This window comes from Geodermatophilus ruber, assembly GCF_900114385.1.
Classification (GTDB): Bacteria; Actinomycetota; Actinomycetes; order Mycobacteriales; family Geodermatophilaceae; genus Geodermatophilus; species Geodermatophilus ruber.
Genome location: NZ_FOSW01000014.1, coordinates 56,447 through 71,131, shown reverse-complemented (window position 1 = coordinate 71,131; position 14,685 = coordinate 56,447). Strand labels below are relative to the sequence as shown.

Here is a 14,685-nt window from a genome sequence, read left to right as displayed (position 1 = left end):
GCGCTCGTCCGTCCCGTTCCAGCAGGTGCTGAGCCCGCGGGCTCGCTCACACGGGGCTCCGGGTGGGCGGCAGCGACGCGGCGCCCTCGGGCAGCTCCGCGGCCTCGTCGGCCGGCGTCCCCCGACGGCGGCGCACCAGGAACAGCACGAGACGGCGGAGGAACAGCAGCCCCAGCAGCGCCGCGGCGCCGATCGTGATGACCAGCGAGATCGAACCGTAGGCGGTGCTGTTGACCTGCAGCTCCACCGGCTCGCCGAGCGGATCGCCGTCCGGCGTGGTCAGCGTGGCGACGACCCCGAACCGGCCGGACTGGCGCAGCTCGGTGGGGACCTGCAGCGTGGTGCGCTGGTCGGGCGCGAGGACCTGCGGGCCGATATCGGCCACCGACAGCGCCGCGTTGCCCCGGGTGCGCACCTCCAGGAGCACCCGCACGGCAAAGGGCAGGTCGTTGCGCACCGTCAGCACCAGCGGTGCATCGTCGGAGGCCAGGCTGTAGGTCCCGTCGGCGGGGGCGAGCAGGGTGACCTGCCCGCGCAGCCGGCCGAGCGTGGCCCGCAGGTCGCCGGCCGCCGCGGCGAAGCCTTCCGGCTGGTCGCGCCAGGCGGCCGAGGTCGCGCGCGACGCTGCGGCGTCGTACGGGGCCAGCGCGGCGTCGGGGTCCCCCACCACCGCGCCGGCCAGGTCGTCCCGGATGCGCACCGCGGCCACGACGTCGCCCAGCCCGGCGGCCTCGAGCCCGCCGGGCTCGCGGGGGTCGAGCAGCTCGCCGGCGGCAGCCGCGGGCCCGGTGGCCAGCTGCTCCACCGAGGCCGCCCGCAGCCACGGCAGCTGGGCCGTGGCTGCGATCATCGAGCTGACCGCCGTGGGGTCGGCGTCGACCTCGCGCGGCGGGGCGACCAGGACGCTCTGCCCGGCGCCCGGATCCCCTGCCGACCGCAGCCCGAGCAGGGCCAGCTCGGCGAGGTAGCGCTGCTCGCCGACGCGCGGCCCGCCGTCGACGGAGGAGTCGGCCAGCCGGCCGAGGCCGCTGTCGGCCACGAGCACGTCGAGCGCGCCGTCGCCCGCGGGCACCGGCGCCCGGGCCGCGGCGCCCCCGCTGCCCAGGCCGAGCGCCTCGGTGCCGTCGGTGAGCCCGCCGGGCCCCACCACCAGGTGCTCGACGCCGCCGGCCCGCAGCGTGGCCCGGGTGTCGGTGCGCACGGTCCCGCCGACCGCCCAGGCCAGGTCGGTGCGCGGGGTCACGCCGAGGGCCTCGCGCAGGATGCGAGCCCCTTCCCCGGTGGTCTCGTCGGCTTTCTCGGCGGGGGCGGGTGGCGGCTCGGAGGCCGGGGCGGCGACCTCGTCCCCCGCGCCGTCCCGCGCGGTCCCGGCGGGGGTGCCGGGGAGGCTGCGGGTGAGCACGTCGGAGAGACCGGCCGCGGCGAGGGCGTCGGCGTCGACGTCCCCGTAGGGCAGGGCGAGGACCGGGTGGTCGGCGGCGACCGCGCGCATCCGGCCGAGGAACGCGGCGGCGTCCTTGCTGGGCTCCCCGGTGGCGTCGGTCCCGGCGAGGTCGTAGCCGCCGTCGGCCATGAGCTCGAGCTCCTCGACCAGCGCGGGGTCGACGGCCAGGGTCACCCGCGCCACCGGCACCGGGTCACCGCCCTCGGGCGGCGTGGTCGCGGGCACCCGCTCGACGGCGGCCAGCGCGCGGTCGAGCCGGCCGTCGGCCGCCACCTCCTCGGCCAGGTCGTCGTCGACGAACCGCCCGGCGGCGTCACGGTGGGTGCGCTCGACCAGCGGCCACAGCCAGCCGACGGCGGGCGGCGCGGCGGGCTGCTCCACCGGTTGCACGAGGTAGGTGCTCAGCTCGCCGACCCGCCGGCGCTCCCCGTCGGCGTCGGTGCCGTTGAGATTGAGCAGCACCGGGTAGACGCCGTCCCTGTCGATGCCCAGCTCGTCGGTGCTGCTCGTGACGCTGAAGGACAGCGAGTCGCCCGGCGCGAGGTCGCCGGGCACCTCGACGAAGGGCGTCGCGACGGCGGTCGGCGGGTCGGTCTCCTCGTCGAGGGCCACCAGCTCGGCACGGGTCTCCAGGATCTCCCCGCGCTGCAGGCGGACGTCGAGGTCGGTGAGCGTCTCGGTGCCGGTGTTGGTCAGCCGGCCGGTCACCGTGACGACGGCGCCGGGGGTCAGCGTGCGCGGCTCGAGCCGGGAGACGTCGATGCGGACCGGGCGCTGCTCGCCGGCCGATGCGTGGTCACCGGGCGCCGCGGCGGCGGCCGGGGCGAGCGCGATCAGGGGTGTGGTGAGCAGCCCGGCCAGGAGCGCGCGGACGGTGCTGCGGGCAGCCGTGCGGCCGGGACCACGCGCGGCGCCCCGGCCACCGGCGCGGCCGGTAGCCGGAGGGGTCACGCGCTGTCGGCGAGCAGTGCGGGCGCCCGCTCGACGAGCGCCCGCTCGTCGGCGTAGGCCAGCCGGCCGCTCAGCTCGTCGAGGGGCACCCAGGCGACCTCGGTCACCTCGACGTCGGCGTCGGACAGCGCTCCGCCGATGGCGCGGAGCAGGAAGTGGTGCACCGTCTTGTGCACGCGCCGGCCGTCGGCCACGAACCAGAAGTCGATGATGCCGAGCGGCGCGACGACCTCCCCGATGATCCCGGTCTCCTCGGCGACCTCGCGGACGGCGGTGTCCTCCGGGGTCTCCCCCTCCTCGATGTGGCCCTTGGGCAGCGACCAGAGCAACCGGCCCCGGCGATCGGTGCGGCCGATGAGCGCAGCTCGCGGCCCCGTCACGGGGTCGTCGGCCACCACCAGGCCCCCGGCGGAGGTCTCGTCGACCCGGCGCAACCGGCGCCCGGGGCGCCCGCGTCCGCCCGTCCCAGCCATGCCAGGAGGGTAGCGCGATGCGCGGCACTACCCTGGATCGTCGTGTCCGGTCAGCCTCCGCGTCGTCCCTCGGGTCTCTCGGCTGCCGAGCCGGTGCCGCCCGCCGTCCAGGAGACGGTGCGGCAGCTCGTCGACCTCTCCCCCGTGCTGACCGAGCTCGGCGGGCGTTTCGCCGCAGCCGGGTTCGAGGCGCACCTCGTCGGGGGGTCGGTGCGCGACGCCCTGCTCTCCGCCGGGTCGGGCACGGCGCAGGTGCCGGGGGACCTCGACATCACCACCGACGCCCGCCCGGAGCAGACCCTCGAGGTGCTGCGCGGCTGGGCCAGTTCCACGTGGAACACGGGGATCGCGTTCGGCACGGTCGGTGCCGAGGTGCGCGGCGTCCGGCTGGAGATCACCACCTTCCGCGCCGACCGCTACGACCGGGAGTCGCGCAACCCGGAGGTGGCCTGGGGGACGTCGCTCGTCGAGGACCTGGCCCGCCGGGACTTCACGGTCAACGCGATGGCGGTCTCCCTCGGGCCCGACCGCACCGTCACCGACCCGTTCGGCGGGCTGCGCGACCTGCTGGTGAAGCGGCTGCGCACGCCCGGGGCCGCCGTGGACTCCTTCGCCGACGACCCGCTGCGCATGCTGCGCGCCGTCCGCTTCGTCGCCCAGCTCGGGCTCACCCCGGACGACGAGGTGGTCGCGGCGATGACCTCGATGGCCGGCGAGCTGGCCCGGATCACGCCGGAGCGGGTGAACGCCGAGCTGTCCAAGACGCTGCTGCAGGACTCCCCCCGCGCAGCGCTGGAGCTGTTCGTCGACAGCGGGCTGGCCGACGTCGTGCTGCCCGAGCTGCCCGCGCTGCGGATGGAGATCGACGAGCACCACCAGCACAAGGACGTCTACTCGCACTCGCTGACCGTGCTCGAGCAGGCGATCGCGCTGGAGAAGGCCGATCCGGACGCCGAATCCCCCGACCTGGTGCTGCGGCTGGCCGCGCTGCTGCACGACGTCGGCAAGCCGGCGACCCGGCGGCACGAGCCGCGCGGGCGCGTGTCCTTCCACCACCACGAGGTGGTCGGCGCCAAGCTGGTGCGCAAGCGGCTGACCGCGCTGCGCTACCCGAAGGACGTCGTCGAGGCGGTCGCCCGGCTGACCTTCCTCCACCTGCGCTTCCACGGCTACGGTCGCGGCGAGTGGACCGACTCGGCGGTGCGCCGGTACGTCACCGACGCCGGCGACCTGCTGTCGCGGCTGCACAAGCTGGTGCGCTCGGACTCCACGACCCGCAACAAGAAGCGGGCGGCGGCGCTGTCGGCGACCTACGACTCGCTGGAGGAGCGCATCGCGGTGCTCTCCGAGGCGGAGAACCTGGCGCGGGTCCGGCCGGACCTCGACGGGAACGCGATCATGGAGATCCTGGGCATCCCGCCGGGCCGGGAGGTCGGCGAGGCGTGGACGTTCCTCAAGGACCTCCGCCTCGAGCGCGGCCCGCTCGACCCCGCCGACGCCGAGGCCGAGCTCCGCGCCTGGTGGGAGCGCAGGAACGGAGTGGATTCGTCCGCGTGACCCGCACGAATCCACTCCGGTCGGTGGGGCCTGTGGATGATGCCAGCGGGATATCGCAGGTCGGCCGCAGGATCGCGCAGTGCCCACCCGATCCGTCTTCCCAGTGCACCAGAGCCGCCGCCGACTGGGGATCCTGGAGCTGTCCGGCCTGCGGTGCACGGGTGCGGCGCGGGCCGTCGTGGACGTGTGCCTGACGGCCACGCATCGTGCGGACGTGGAGCACGCCGTGTCCGATGCGCTGCAGAAGGACTGGTGACCGTCGAGCAGTTGCTGGCCGAGACGGAGCGGGCCGGCCGCGCTGCCACAGCCTGGCTCCGGGCGGCCGCGGCGGACGCGGAGCGCGGCATGCGGTCGGTGGGTGAGAGCGATCTGCGCCGGGTGGTGCTCGCCGCGGGATTACCCGAACCGGAGTGGAACGCGCCGGTCGAGACGGATCTGGGCACCTTCTTCGTCGACGCGCTCTGGCGGCGGAAGCGTGTGGCGGTGGAAGCGGACGGGCTGGCCTACCACCTGAGTGCGCAGGACCGGGGCGCAGACCTCCGGCGGCAGAACGCGATCCAGCGAGCGGGCGTGGTCGTGCTGCGCTACCCCGTCCGGCGGTTGCGCGAGGAGGGGCCGGCCTGCGGCTCCGAGATCGGTCGCATCGTCGCCTGAGCGGAGTGGATTCGTCCGCGTGACCCGTACGAATCCACTCCGTACCCGAGGGCGGCGAGCAGGTAGAGCGCGCCCACCGCCAGCAGCACCGGGGATGAGATCCCCGACTCCGGCAGCAGGAACGCCCCCGCGACCAGCGCCAGCACGTAGCTGACGTTGACCAGCATGTCGTAGACGGCGAACACCCGGCCGCGGAAGTCGTCGTCGACCGCCTGCAGGGTGGTGTCGACGCAGATCTTCACCGCCTGCCCCACGAAGGCCAGCACGAGGCCGGTCAGGACGGCGGTCGGCGGCCGGAAGGGCAACCCGAGCGCCACCAGCAGCACCCCGCCGCCGGCCAGCTGCAGCACGATCCACCGCGGTGCGCCCAGGCGCCGCACCATCCGCGGCGTCACCAGTGCGGCCAGCAGGGTGCCCACGGCCCCGGCGGCGACGACCACGCCGAGACCCGCCAGCCCGCCCGGCACCGGCCCCCACGCGTCGAAGGTGTTCCGGAACAGCAGCAGCGTCATCAGGGTGAGGAGGCCGAAGCAGAGCCGGTGCACGGTGATCACGCCGAGCGCCGCGACCGCCGGCCGGTGGGCCCGGAGGTGGCGGGCGCCGGCGACCATCCCGGCCAGCACCTCGCGCGCCGACAGCAGGGCGCTGCGGGCCGTGTGGTCCGGCCCCAGCTCGGGGCGACCGAGACCGGTGACCACGCCGGCCGCGGCCAGGTAGGGCAGCGCCGCGGCCAGCGTCACGACCGCGTAGGCGGTGTCGCCGGTCCCGGCGAGCGGCAGCAGCGCGACCGTGGCCGCGGCGCCGACGACGGTGGCCACCGACCCCGCCGTCGTGGACAGCGCGTTGGCCGACACCAGCGACGGTGCGTCGGTCGTGTGCGGCAGCGCGGCCGACAGGGCCGAGAGGATGAAGCGGTTCACCGAGAACACCGCGAGGCCGGTCAGGTAGAACGGCCCGCCGTCCACTCCGGCCGCGGTCAGCGCGGCCAGGACGGCGACGAGCCCGGCGCGCACCACGTTGGCGTGCAGCAGCACCTGCCGGCGGCTCCACCGGTCCAGCCACACGCCGGCGAACGGCCCGACGAGCGAGTAGGGCAGGAGGAGGACGGCGAACCCGGCGGCGACGTCGACCGGGTCGGCGGCGCGCTGCGGGTTGAACAGCACCGTGCCGGCGAGCGCGGCCTGCAGCACCCCGTCCCCGAACTGGGCGCAGAGCCGGGTGGCGAGCAGCCGTCGGAAGTCCCGGCGCACCAGGAGGTGACGCACCGTCGCCGCCGCCCGCTGCACCCGGTCACCCTACGGTGACCCGCTCGTCCCGAAGGGTCGTCGCGGGGCCGGGAACGGTGATGCGCGGGAGGCGACCTCTCCCTCCCTGACACCCCCGAGTGGGGCACACTGGGCGTGATGAATCCCCCGCGTGAACCCGATTCCGAGCCCGGCCCGCACGCCCGGCCGGCGACGGGACGGCGACGTGCGGATGCTGTCCCCGCGCTGTCGATCGGCACGCTCGACGACGTCCGGCCGGGATCGCTCGTCGTCGCCATGCCGGCGCTGACCGACCCCACGTTCGCCGGCACGGTCGTCTACGTCCTCGACCACACCGAGAGCGGCACCCTGGGCGTCGTCCTGGGCCGCCCGAGCCAGGTGGAGATCCGCGACGTGCTGCCCGGCTGGTGCGACCTCGTGGTCGAGCCGGGGGTCTTCCACGTCGGTGGCCCGTGCGAGACCGACACCGCCCTGTGCCTGGCCGTCGCGCCCGGCAGCGGGCGGGGCCTGCGCCGGGTCGCCGGCGACGTGCACCTGGTCGACCTCGACGCCGATCCGGAGGAGCTGGCCGGTGTGGTCTCCGGGCTGCGGGTGTTCGCCGGCTACGCGGGCTGGTCATCGGGCCAGCTGGCCGCCGAGGTCGCCGAGGGCGCCTGGGCCTGCGTGCCCGGCACCGCGGAGGACGTGCTGAGCGTCCTGGCCGGCCCCGAGCTGTGGCGCCGGGTGATGGGCCGGCAGACCGGCCGGCTGGCGGTGCTGTCCACCGCACCGGCCGATCCCTCGGTGAACTGAGCGCGACTCGTCGCGCCAGGGGCAGCGCCGGCGGCCGCCATCTGGTAGGAACACAGGTGGAAGGGGGCGGTCTGGGGAAGAGGCCGCCCCCTTCCGCATGTCCGGGGCCGGGCGGCTCGCCCTACAGACCCACGGACGCGGCGATCTCCGGGTGCTCGGCGCCGTCCACCGTCTCCTCGTCGCCGGGGAGCGCGATCTCCCGGGACCCGTGGTCGGAGAGCGTCACGGTGACGTCGAAGGGCAGCTCGGGTAGCCGGGTGACGTACTGGACGAGCACATCGTCGGAGCGGTCGACCGCCACCGACCAGCCGGCCTCCGCGGCGAAGACCGAGGTGAGCTGCCCGTCGATCGACCGGTCGCCCTGCCAGGTGTAGTCCGAGCCGCGGAAGGCGGCCGGGTCGTCTGCCTCCTCGGCGGCGAGGTTGAGGACCAGCCGGACCAGGACGTCGGTGAGCGGCAGCTGGTCTCCCGTCGCTGTCGGCCGGCGCACGTACCGCGCCTCGGGCAGGCCAGCCTCCCCGAGCGCCTCGGCCAGGCCCGGCACGTCGCCGAACCACACCTGGTCGGCGGTGAAGAACAGGGTGCGCAGCTCCTCGGGGCGCTCGTCGCCGTAGCGGGTGACGGCCTGGGCCCGGCCCGCGGAACCGGTGAAATCGACCTCGCCGGTCAGGGTCAGCACCGTGCCCTCCCCGTAGGGGGCGGTGATCACGAAGTTCGCACCGCCGGCTTCGCGGTTGCGCACCAGCAGGTCGGCCAGGACGGTGGCCTCCCCCTCGGTGATCGGGTCACCGGTCTGCCGCTGGCCGGTTCCGGAACACCCCGCGAGCAGCGCGAGCACCAGCCCCAGGGTGGGGAGCAGCAGACGGCGGCGCGGCGGCATACGGCCAGGGTAGGCAGCCGGTGGGGCCGGGCCCGCGCTCCACGCGGAAGGGCCGGGCACGCGGCAGGCCCCGGGACGCGACAGGGCCCGCCCCCTCCCGGGGACGGACCCTGTCGGCCCCCTCCAGGGCACCGCCCCGAGCTAGCGAGGGGCGGGGAGCAGGGGGTCTTCGATCAGCGCTCGACCTCGCCCCGGATGAACGCCTCCACGGCGTCGTGGGCCTCGCTGTCGCTGTACTGCACCGGCGGGCTCTTCATGAAGTAGGACGACGCCGACAGGATCGGGCCGCCAATGCCGCGGTCCTTGGCGATCTTCGCGGCGCGGACGGCGTCGATGATGATGCCGGCCGAGTTCGGGGAGTCCCAGACCTCGAGCTTGTACTCCAGGTTCAGCGGGACGTCGCCGAACGCGCGGCCCTCGAGGCGCACGTAGGCCCACTTGCGGTCCGAGAGCCACGACACGTGGTCCGACGGGCCGATGTGCACGTTGCCCGCGCCCATGTCGCGGTCGACCTGGCTGGTCACGGCCTGGGTCTTGGAGATCTTCTTGGACTCCAGCCGCTCGCGCTCGAGCATGTTCTTGAAGTCCATGTTGCCGCCGACGTTGAGCTGCATCGTGCGGTCGAGCTGGACGCCGCGGTCCTCGAACAGCTTGGCGAGCACCCGGTGGGTGATGGTCGCCCCGACCTGCGACTTGATGTCGTCACCGACGATCGGCACGCCGGCGGCGGTAAACTTGTCCGCCCACTCCTTGGTGCCGGCGATGAAGACCGGGAGCGCGTTGACGAAGGCGACGCCGGCGTCGAGCGCGGCCTGCGCGTAGAACTCGGCCGCCTCCTGCGAGCCGACCGGCAGGTAGCAGACGAGGACGTCGGCACCGGACTCCCGCAGTGCGGCGACGACGTCGACCGGCCGCTCGTCGGACTCCTCGATGGTCTCGCGGTAGTACTTGCCGAGACCGTCGAGCGTGGTGCCGCGCTGCACGGCCACGCCGAGCGGGGGCACGTCGCAGATCTTGATGGTGTTGTTCTCGCTGGCGACGATCGCCGCGGAGAGATCCTGGCCCACCTTCTTGGCGTCGACGTCGAACGCGGCCACGAACTCGATGTCGGAGACGTGGTACGCGCCGAAGCGCACGTGCATCAGACCGGGCACCGACGTCGTCTCGTCGGCGTCGCGGTAGTAGTGCACACCCTGGACGAGCGAGGCGGCGCAGTTGCCCACGCCGACGATGGCGACCTTGACAGATCCCATGGGGTTTCCTTCTTCCTCGGACCGTGAACGGTCGGTTGAGCGGACCGGGCGCGGTCCTGGGCGGAGCTGGGGACGGGTCAACCCGTCGGGGTGGGGGTTTCCGGATCGGTGCGGGGAGGGTCGGCGCCGCTGGAGTCGGCGTTCTTCCGCTCGCTGTCGATCAGCTCGGACAGCCAGCGGACCTCCCGGTCGACGGACTCCAGGCCGTGACGCTGCAGCTCGAGGGTGTACCGGTCGAGGCGTTCGCGGGCCCGGGTCACCGAGGACCGCAGCCCCTCCCGCTGCCGCTCGACGGTGCGCCGGCGGCCCTCGAGGATGCGCAGCCGCACGTCGGCCGCGGTGTGCCGGAAGAACGCCAGCCGGACGCCGAAGAGCCCGCTGTCGTCGTACGCCTCCGGGCCGGCCTGGCTGACCAGCTCGTGGAAGCGCTCCTTGCCCTCCGCGGTGATCGTGTAGACCACTTTTCCGCGGCGGCCGGTGAGCGGCGGTGCATCGGCCGGGAGCGGGGCGTGCCGGTCGGGCTCGTCGGTGGTGACGAAACCGGCCGCGCGCAGCCGCTTCAGTGCGGGGTAGAGCGACCCGTAGGAGATGCTGCGGAGCCCACCGAGCACCTGCGCGAGCTGTTTGCGCAGCTCGTAGCCGTGCATGGGGGACTGGTGCAGCAGGCCCAGGATGGCGAACTCGAGCACGTCGCTCTCCCCTCGCCCCACGGTGTGATGTATCGAAACGATACATCGGGGGGTGGTTGCGGTCGTACACCGAGGGGGTCCGCAGGACCACCTCGGACCGGACCGGACCCGCACGAGCAGGTCGTGGAGGGCCCGCGGTGCGTACATTGGCGCCGTGCCCGGACGTCGATCCGTCGTGGACTACTCGCTGCAGCGGCGAGCCGTCCTCGCCGACGTGTACGCCGGACGCACCGGGCTCTTCGAGGTCTGCGACGCCAGTCCCTACCTCTCCCGTGCGGCCAAGTACCACGGCGAGGCGACCGACGCCGCCTGCCCGGTGTGCCGCAAGGAGCGGCTGACACTGGTGAGCTACGTGTACGGCGAGCATCTGGGATCCACGGCCGGCCAGGCCAAGACCCAGGCCGAGCTCGCCCGGATGGATGCCATGCAGGAGGAGTTCTCCGTCTACACCGTCGAGGTGTGCCGGGGCTGCGGGTGGAACCACCTGGACTCCTCCTACGTCCTCGGGACCGAGCCCGCGCCGCGCCGGTCCCCGCGTCGGACCCGCCGGCGGGCCGCGACGGAGTAGTTCGCCTCACGGCGGGAAGACCCGGCGCCCCGCGCCGTCGTTGCGCATGGGAGCGGGGCCGCTCGCCCGCGCAGCCGCGGGCCTCCCCCGTTCCTGCAGCAGAAGACGCCACCCTGGGCCGTCGGACGTCCTCACGTCTGCGAGACGTCTGCGAGCCCACCGAGACCGAGCCAGAGAGGGGCCCCTTCGTGCCTCCCCACGACGAGACCTCACCGGTCGGGCCGCGCGGCGGCTCGGTCCGCCGGCCACCGCCCAACCGCACCGCCGCCGGCGGTGGCGGCGGGGGACGGCGGCCCCCGGCCGGCCGGGGCGGGCGCACGACGGCGGCCCGGACCGGCGCCGCGGTCGCCCCCCGCAAGGGCCCGGGCAAGGGCAAGGCGGCCCGCAGCAAGAAGCAGCGCCGCCGTCGTCGGCTGAAGATCGCCGTCGCGACCCTCGCCGGCCTGTTCGTGCTGCTCGGCGTCTTCGTCGGTGTCGTCTACGCGGCCACCGAGGTGCCGAGCATCGAGTCGCTGCAGAGCAAGCAGACGACGGTCGTGTACTACGCCGACGGCAGCACCGAGATGGCGCGGCTGGCCGTGGCCGGGGGCAACCGCACCAACGTCGGCCTCGACGAGGTCTCCGAGCCGGCCCAGCAGGCCATTCTCGCCGCGGAGAACCGCAGCTTCTACTCCGATCCCGGGATCTCCTTCACCGGGATCGTGCGGGCCGCGTGGAACAACCTGACCGGCGGCTCGACGCAGGGTGGCTCGACGATCACCCAGCAGTACGTGAAGAACGCGTTCCTCTCCTCGGAGCAGACGTTCGGTCGCAAGTTCCAGGAGCTCTTCCTCGCGATCAAGCTGGACAACAACTACTCGAAGGACGAGATCCTCGAGAACTACCTCAACACCATCTACTTCGGCCGCGGCGCCTACGGCATCGAGTCGGCGGCCAACACCTTCTTCGGTGTGCACGCCTCCGAGCTCACCGCCCAGCAGGGCGCGGTGCTCGCCGTCCTCGTCCGCAGCCCCTCGCACTACGACCCGGAGGCCAACTCGGAGGGGGCCCAGGACCGCTGGGGGCTGGTGCTCGACGCGATGGTCGACGAGGGCTGGCTGGCCCAGGCCGACCGGGACGCGTCGGTCTACCCCCCGGTGCTGCCCAGGACCGACTCCTCGTTCGACATCCCGGCCGGGCCGGAGGGGCTGATCGTCCAGCGGGCGATCGGTGAGCTGGAGGCGAAGGGCTACACCGAGCAGCAGATCCGGGCCGGTGGGCTGCGGATCACCACCACCGTGGACAAGCCGGCGCAGGATGCCGCGGTGGCCGCCGTCACCGACGTGATGGCGGGCGAGCCGGAGAATCTCCGACAGGCGCTGGTCGCCGTCGATCCGCGCACCGGCGCGGTGCGGGCCTACTACGGCGGGCCCAGCGGGGTGGGGACCGACTACGCCCTGGCCCAGCGCCAGCCCGGCTCGTCGATGAAGCCCTACGTGCTCGCCACCGCACTGCAGGAGGGCATCAGCGTGAACTCGCGGCGGGACGGCAGCTCGCCGCAGACCTTCCCCGACCGCGAGGCCCCCGTGCGCAACTCCGGCGGGGCCTCGTGCGGCTCCTGCACCCTCGTCGAGGCCATGACCCGCTCGCTGAACACCACCTTCTACGGCCTGGCCCACGAGGTGGGGCCGGAGAAGGTGCGGGAGACCGCGCTCGCCGCGACCGGGCTGCCGGAGACCTGGACGGGCGGCGCGCTCAGGAACAACACCATCCTGGCCAACACCGACGGGTTCACCGGCTCGGCCATCGGCATCGGTGAGTACGAGATGCGCCCGATCGACCAGGCGCACGGCTTCGCCACGTTCGCCAACGGCGGCGTCGAGCACGAGCCCTACTTCGTCTCCCGGGTCACCGACAACGAGGGTGCGGTGCTGCTCGAGTACGGCGGCGACTCCGGCGACCAGGCGATCCCGGCCAACGTCGCCAACGACGTCACCTACGCGCTCAAGGACGTCGCGTCCTACTCCAAGCGGGCGCTGCAGGGCGGCCGGGAGGTGGCCAGCAAGACCGGTACGCAGGGCCAGGGTGAGGACAACTCCGACGCCTGGATGGTCGGCTACACGCCGTCGCTGTCGACGGCCGTGTGGATGGGCAACGACTCGCCCAGCGACCCGATCGTCAACGCCGGTGGGTCGATCATCTACGGCTCGGGCCTGCCGGGAGCGATCTGGCAGGAGTTCATGAACACCGTGCTGGCCGGCACGCCGGAGGAGGACCTGCCCGACCGCCCCACCATCCGCGGCGACACCGGGGTGGGCGTGCCCGCGCCGGCGCCGAAGCCGGAGCGCACGCAGTCGCAGACGCAGGCCCCGCCGTCGAGCCAGGCCCCGCCGTCGGAACCGGTGACCGAGGAGCCGGCGCCCACGCCGACGCCGACCCCGCCGGCTCCGACGCCGCCCCCGCCGGCCACCCCGACGCCGACCCAGCCGACGGTCCCCGGCGTTCCCGGACCTCCGCAGAACGGTGAGGGGAGCAACGGGAACGGCGGCCCGCCGTTCGACGGGCAGGACGGCTGACCCCGCTCGGGCACACTGGGCCCGTGCGCCCAGACCGCTCGACCGGCACACCCACGGACCCCCCGGCCAGCACTCCGGCCGGGGGGTCCGCGCCGTCTCCGGCGGGCCGCACCGCACCGGTCCGGCCCGACCGCGTCGTCCCCACCTGGGTCGACCCGGTCGCGGCCCAGGCCAGCGAGGCCGTCGGCGGCCCGTGGGGCCGGCACGCGGTGACCGGGCGGGCGCTGTTCTGGACGCCGCTGCGGGTCTGCCTGCTGTTCACGACGGCGGTGCTCGCCCTCGCCTGGTTCAAGCAGGTGCCCTGCGCGGACGGCAACTGGGCGGGGTCGGTGCAGTACACGCACTTCTGCTACTCCGACGCGGTGCCGCTCTTCGGCATCTACGACCTCGGCTCCGGGGCGCTGCCCTACCTCGACGCCCGGGTGGAGTACCCGGTGCTCACCGGGGGCCTCATGGCGTTGGCGGCCGCGATCGCCCGCGGGTACGACGGCGTCGCGGCCGCGACGGGCCTGCTGCCCGCCGTCCCGCCGGTGCTGAGCTTCTACGTCGTCACCTGCCTGCTGCTGTCGATGTGTGCGCTGCTCGTGATCCGGGCGGTGCTCGCCCTGGCCGGCCGCCGGCCGTGGGACGCCGCGATGGTGGCGCTGTCGCCGCTGCTGCTCGTGCACGCCTTCACCAACTGGGACGTGTTCGCCGTTGCGCTGACCACGCTGGGCCTGTGGGCGTGGGCCCGGCAGCGGCCGGTGCTCGCCGGGGTGCTGCTCGGCCTCGGCGTCGCCGCGAAGCTCTACCCGGTGCTGGTCCTCGGCGCGCTGTTCCTGCTCTGCCTGCGGGCCGGGCGGCTGCGTGCCTGGCTGCGGACGGCCCTGGCCGCCGGGGCGGCCTGGCTGGTGGTCGACCTGCCGGTGGCGCTGGCCGCGCCGGACAACTGGTCGTGGTTCTTCGCGTTCAGCCGGGAGCGCGCGGCCAACCCCGAGTCGATCTGGAACATGCTCCTCACGGCGACCGACTTCGGGATCCTCGACGGCCCGCTCGCCCGGGGCGAGGCGCCCGCGGTGCTCAACGCGGTGGTGGCGGTGCTCCTGGTGCTGTTCGCCGGCGGGGTGGGCTGGCTGGTGCTGGCCGCACCGGTGCGGCCCCGGGTGCCGCAGATCGCGTTCCTGCTGCTGGCCGCGTTCCTGCTGCTCAACAAGGTGTGGAGCCCGCAGTTCTCGCTGTGGCTGCTGCCGCTGCTGGTGCTCGCGCGGCCCCGTTGGCGCTCGCTGCTGCTCTGGCAGGCCACCGAGGTGCTGGTGTGGGTCCTGACGATGCTGCACTACCTCGGCCCCGACAACCGTGGGGTCGAGGTCGAGTGGTTCTTCCTCGCGGTGATCGTGCGCGACATCGCCGTCGTCGTCCTCATGGCGCTGGTCGTGCGCGACATCTGGCACCCCGACCGCGACGTCGTGCGCACCACCTGGCTCGGCGTCGACGACCCCGCCGGAGGAGTCCTCGACCACGCCCGGGATCGCGTGGTGCTGCGCCGCCGCAGGCTGATCGGGTCAGCTGGTCGTCGGGGTCCTGGCTCACCGCCGCCGGCGAGCCGGGACGCCATGCCGTGAGCC

The 14,685-nt window shown here is 74.2% G+C and carries 13 protein-coding genes; 7 read left to right on the top strand and 6 right to left on the bottom strand.

Going from position 1 to position 14,685, the window contains the following annotated elements:
- Positions 1 to 46 precede the first annotated feature (46 nt).
- Complete coding sequence (locus BMZ50_RS19220) at positions 47 to 2,395, bottom strand: DUF6049 family protein (RefSeq protein WP_091328349.1); 2,349 nt, start codon at positions 2,393 to 2,395, stop codon at positions 47 to 49.
- Positions 2,392 to 2,868, bottom strand: coding sequence for an NUDIX hydrolase (locus BMZ50_RS19215; protein ID WP_091328346.1), 477 nt, complete (start codon positions 2,866 to 2,868; stop codon positions 2,392 to 2,394). Before BMZ50_RS19215 ends, BMZ50_RS19220 begins: the two co-directional genes overlap by 4 nt.
- A 42-nt stretch (positions 2,869 to 2,910) precedes the next feature.
- Between BMZ50_RS19215 and BMZ50_RS19210 the strand changes: the two genes are divergently transcribed.
- The 3 genes from BMZ50_RS19210 to BMZ50_RS19205 all read left to right on the top strand — a co-directional run bounded on the left by BMZ50_RS19210 (position 2,911) and on the right by BMZ50_RS19205 (position 5,079).
- Entirely contained in the window at positions 2,911 to 4,425 is a 1,515-nt protein-coding gene (locus BMZ50_RS19210; protein WP_245753740.1) for a CCA tRNA nucleotidyltransferase, read from the top strand.
- Between the two features lie 79 nt (positions 4,426 to 4,504).
- Positions 4,505 to 4,681, top strand: a complete 177-nt coding sequence (locus BMZ50_RS24370; protein ID WP_177212891.1) for a hypothetical protein — start codon at positions 4,505 to 4,507, stop codon at positions 4,679 to 4,681.
- Complete coding sequence (locus BMZ50_RS19205; protein WP_091328277.1) at positions 4,678 to 5,079, top strand: DUF559 domain-containing protein; 402 nt, start codon at positions 4,678 to 4,680, stop codon at positions 5,077 to 5,079. Before BMZ50_RS24370 ends, BMZ50_RS19205 begins: the two co-directional genes overlap by 4 nt.
- On the opposite strand, the gene BMZ50_RS19200 is transcribed toward BMZ50_RS19205, so the two are convergent.
- A complete protein-coding gene (locus BMZ50_RS19200) occupies positions 5,010 to 6,365 on the bottom strand; it encodes an MFS transporter (protein ID WP_091328274.1) in 1,356 nt (451 codons plus the stop codon). The two genes, BMZ50_RS19205 and BMZ50_RS19200, sit on opposite strands and share 70 nt — an antisense overlap.
- Before the next feature lie 117 nt (positions 6,366 to 6,482).
- Between BMZ50_RS19200 and BMZ50_RS19195 the strand changes: the two genes are divergently transcribed.
- Positions 6,483 to 7,136, top strand: a complete 654-nt coding sequence (locus tag BMZ50_RS19195) for a YqgE/AlgH family protein (RefSeq protein ID WP_218146348.1) — start codon at positions 6,483 to 6,485, stop codon at positions 7,134 to 7,136.
- A 121-nt stretch (positions 7,137 to 7,257) separates the two neighbouring features.
- Here the strand turns inward: BMZ50_RS19195 and BMZ50_RS19190 are convergent, their stop codons facing one another.
- The 3 genes from BMZ50_RS19190 to BMZ50_RS19180 form a co-directional block, all read right to left on the bottom strand.
- Positions 7,258 to 8,016 carry a hypothetical protein gene (locus tag BMZ50_RS19190; protein WP_091328267.1) on the bottom strand — a complete coding sequence of 253 codons (759 nt, stop codon included), beginning with the start codon at positions 8,014 to 8,016 and terminating at the stop codon, positions 7,258 to 7,260.
- 173 nt (positions 8,017 to 8,189) lie between these two features.
- The gene (locus tag BMZ50_RS19185) at positions 8,190 to 9,269 is read right to left on the bottom strand and encodes an inositol-3-phosphate synthase (RefSeq protein WP_091328265.1); all 1,080 of its coding nucleotides are present in this window, start codon (positions 9,267 to 9,269) and stop codon (positions 8,190 to 8,192) included.
- A gap of 77 nt (positions 9,270 to 9,346) precedes the next feature.
- The gene (locus tag BMZ50_RS19180) at positions 9,347 to 9,958 is read right to left on the bottom strand and encodes a PadR family transcriptional regulator (protein WP_091328262.1); all 612 of its coding nucleotides are present in this window, start codon (positions 9,956 to 9,958) and stop codon (positions 9,347 to 9,349) included.
- A gap of 154 nt (positions 9,959 to 10,112) precedes the next feature.
- On the opposite strand from BMZ50_RS19180, the gene BMZ50_RS19175 reads away from it, so the two are divergent.
- The 3 genes from BMZ50_RS19175 (at position 10,113) to BMZ50_RS19165 (ending at position 14,682) form a co-directional block, all read left to right on the top strand.
- The gene (locus tag BMZ50_RS19175; RefSeq protein ID WP_091328259.1) at positions 10,113 to 10,526 is read left to right on the top strand and encodes a DUF5318 family protein; all 414 of its coding nucleotides are present in this window, start codon (positions 10,113 to 10,115) and stop codon (positions 10,524 to 10,526) included.
- 188 nt (positions 10,527 to 10,714) lie between these two features.
- Positions 10,715 to 13,081, top strand: a complete 2,367-nt coding sequence (locus tag BMZ50_RS19170) for a transglycosylase domain-containing protein (RefSeq protein WP_177212890.1) — start codon at positions 10,715 to 10,717, stop codon at positions 13,079 to 13,081.
- A gap of 23 nt (positions 13,082 to 13,104) precedes the next feature.
- Positions 13,105 to 14,682 carry a glycosyltransferase family 87 protein gene (locus tag BMZ50_RS19165; protein WP_091328256.1) on the top strand — a complete coding sequence of 526 codons (1,578 nt, stop codon included), beginning with the start codon at positions 13,105 to 13,107 and terminating at the stop codon, positions 14,680 to 14,682.
- Positions 14,683 to 14,685 lie beyond the last annotated feature (3 nt).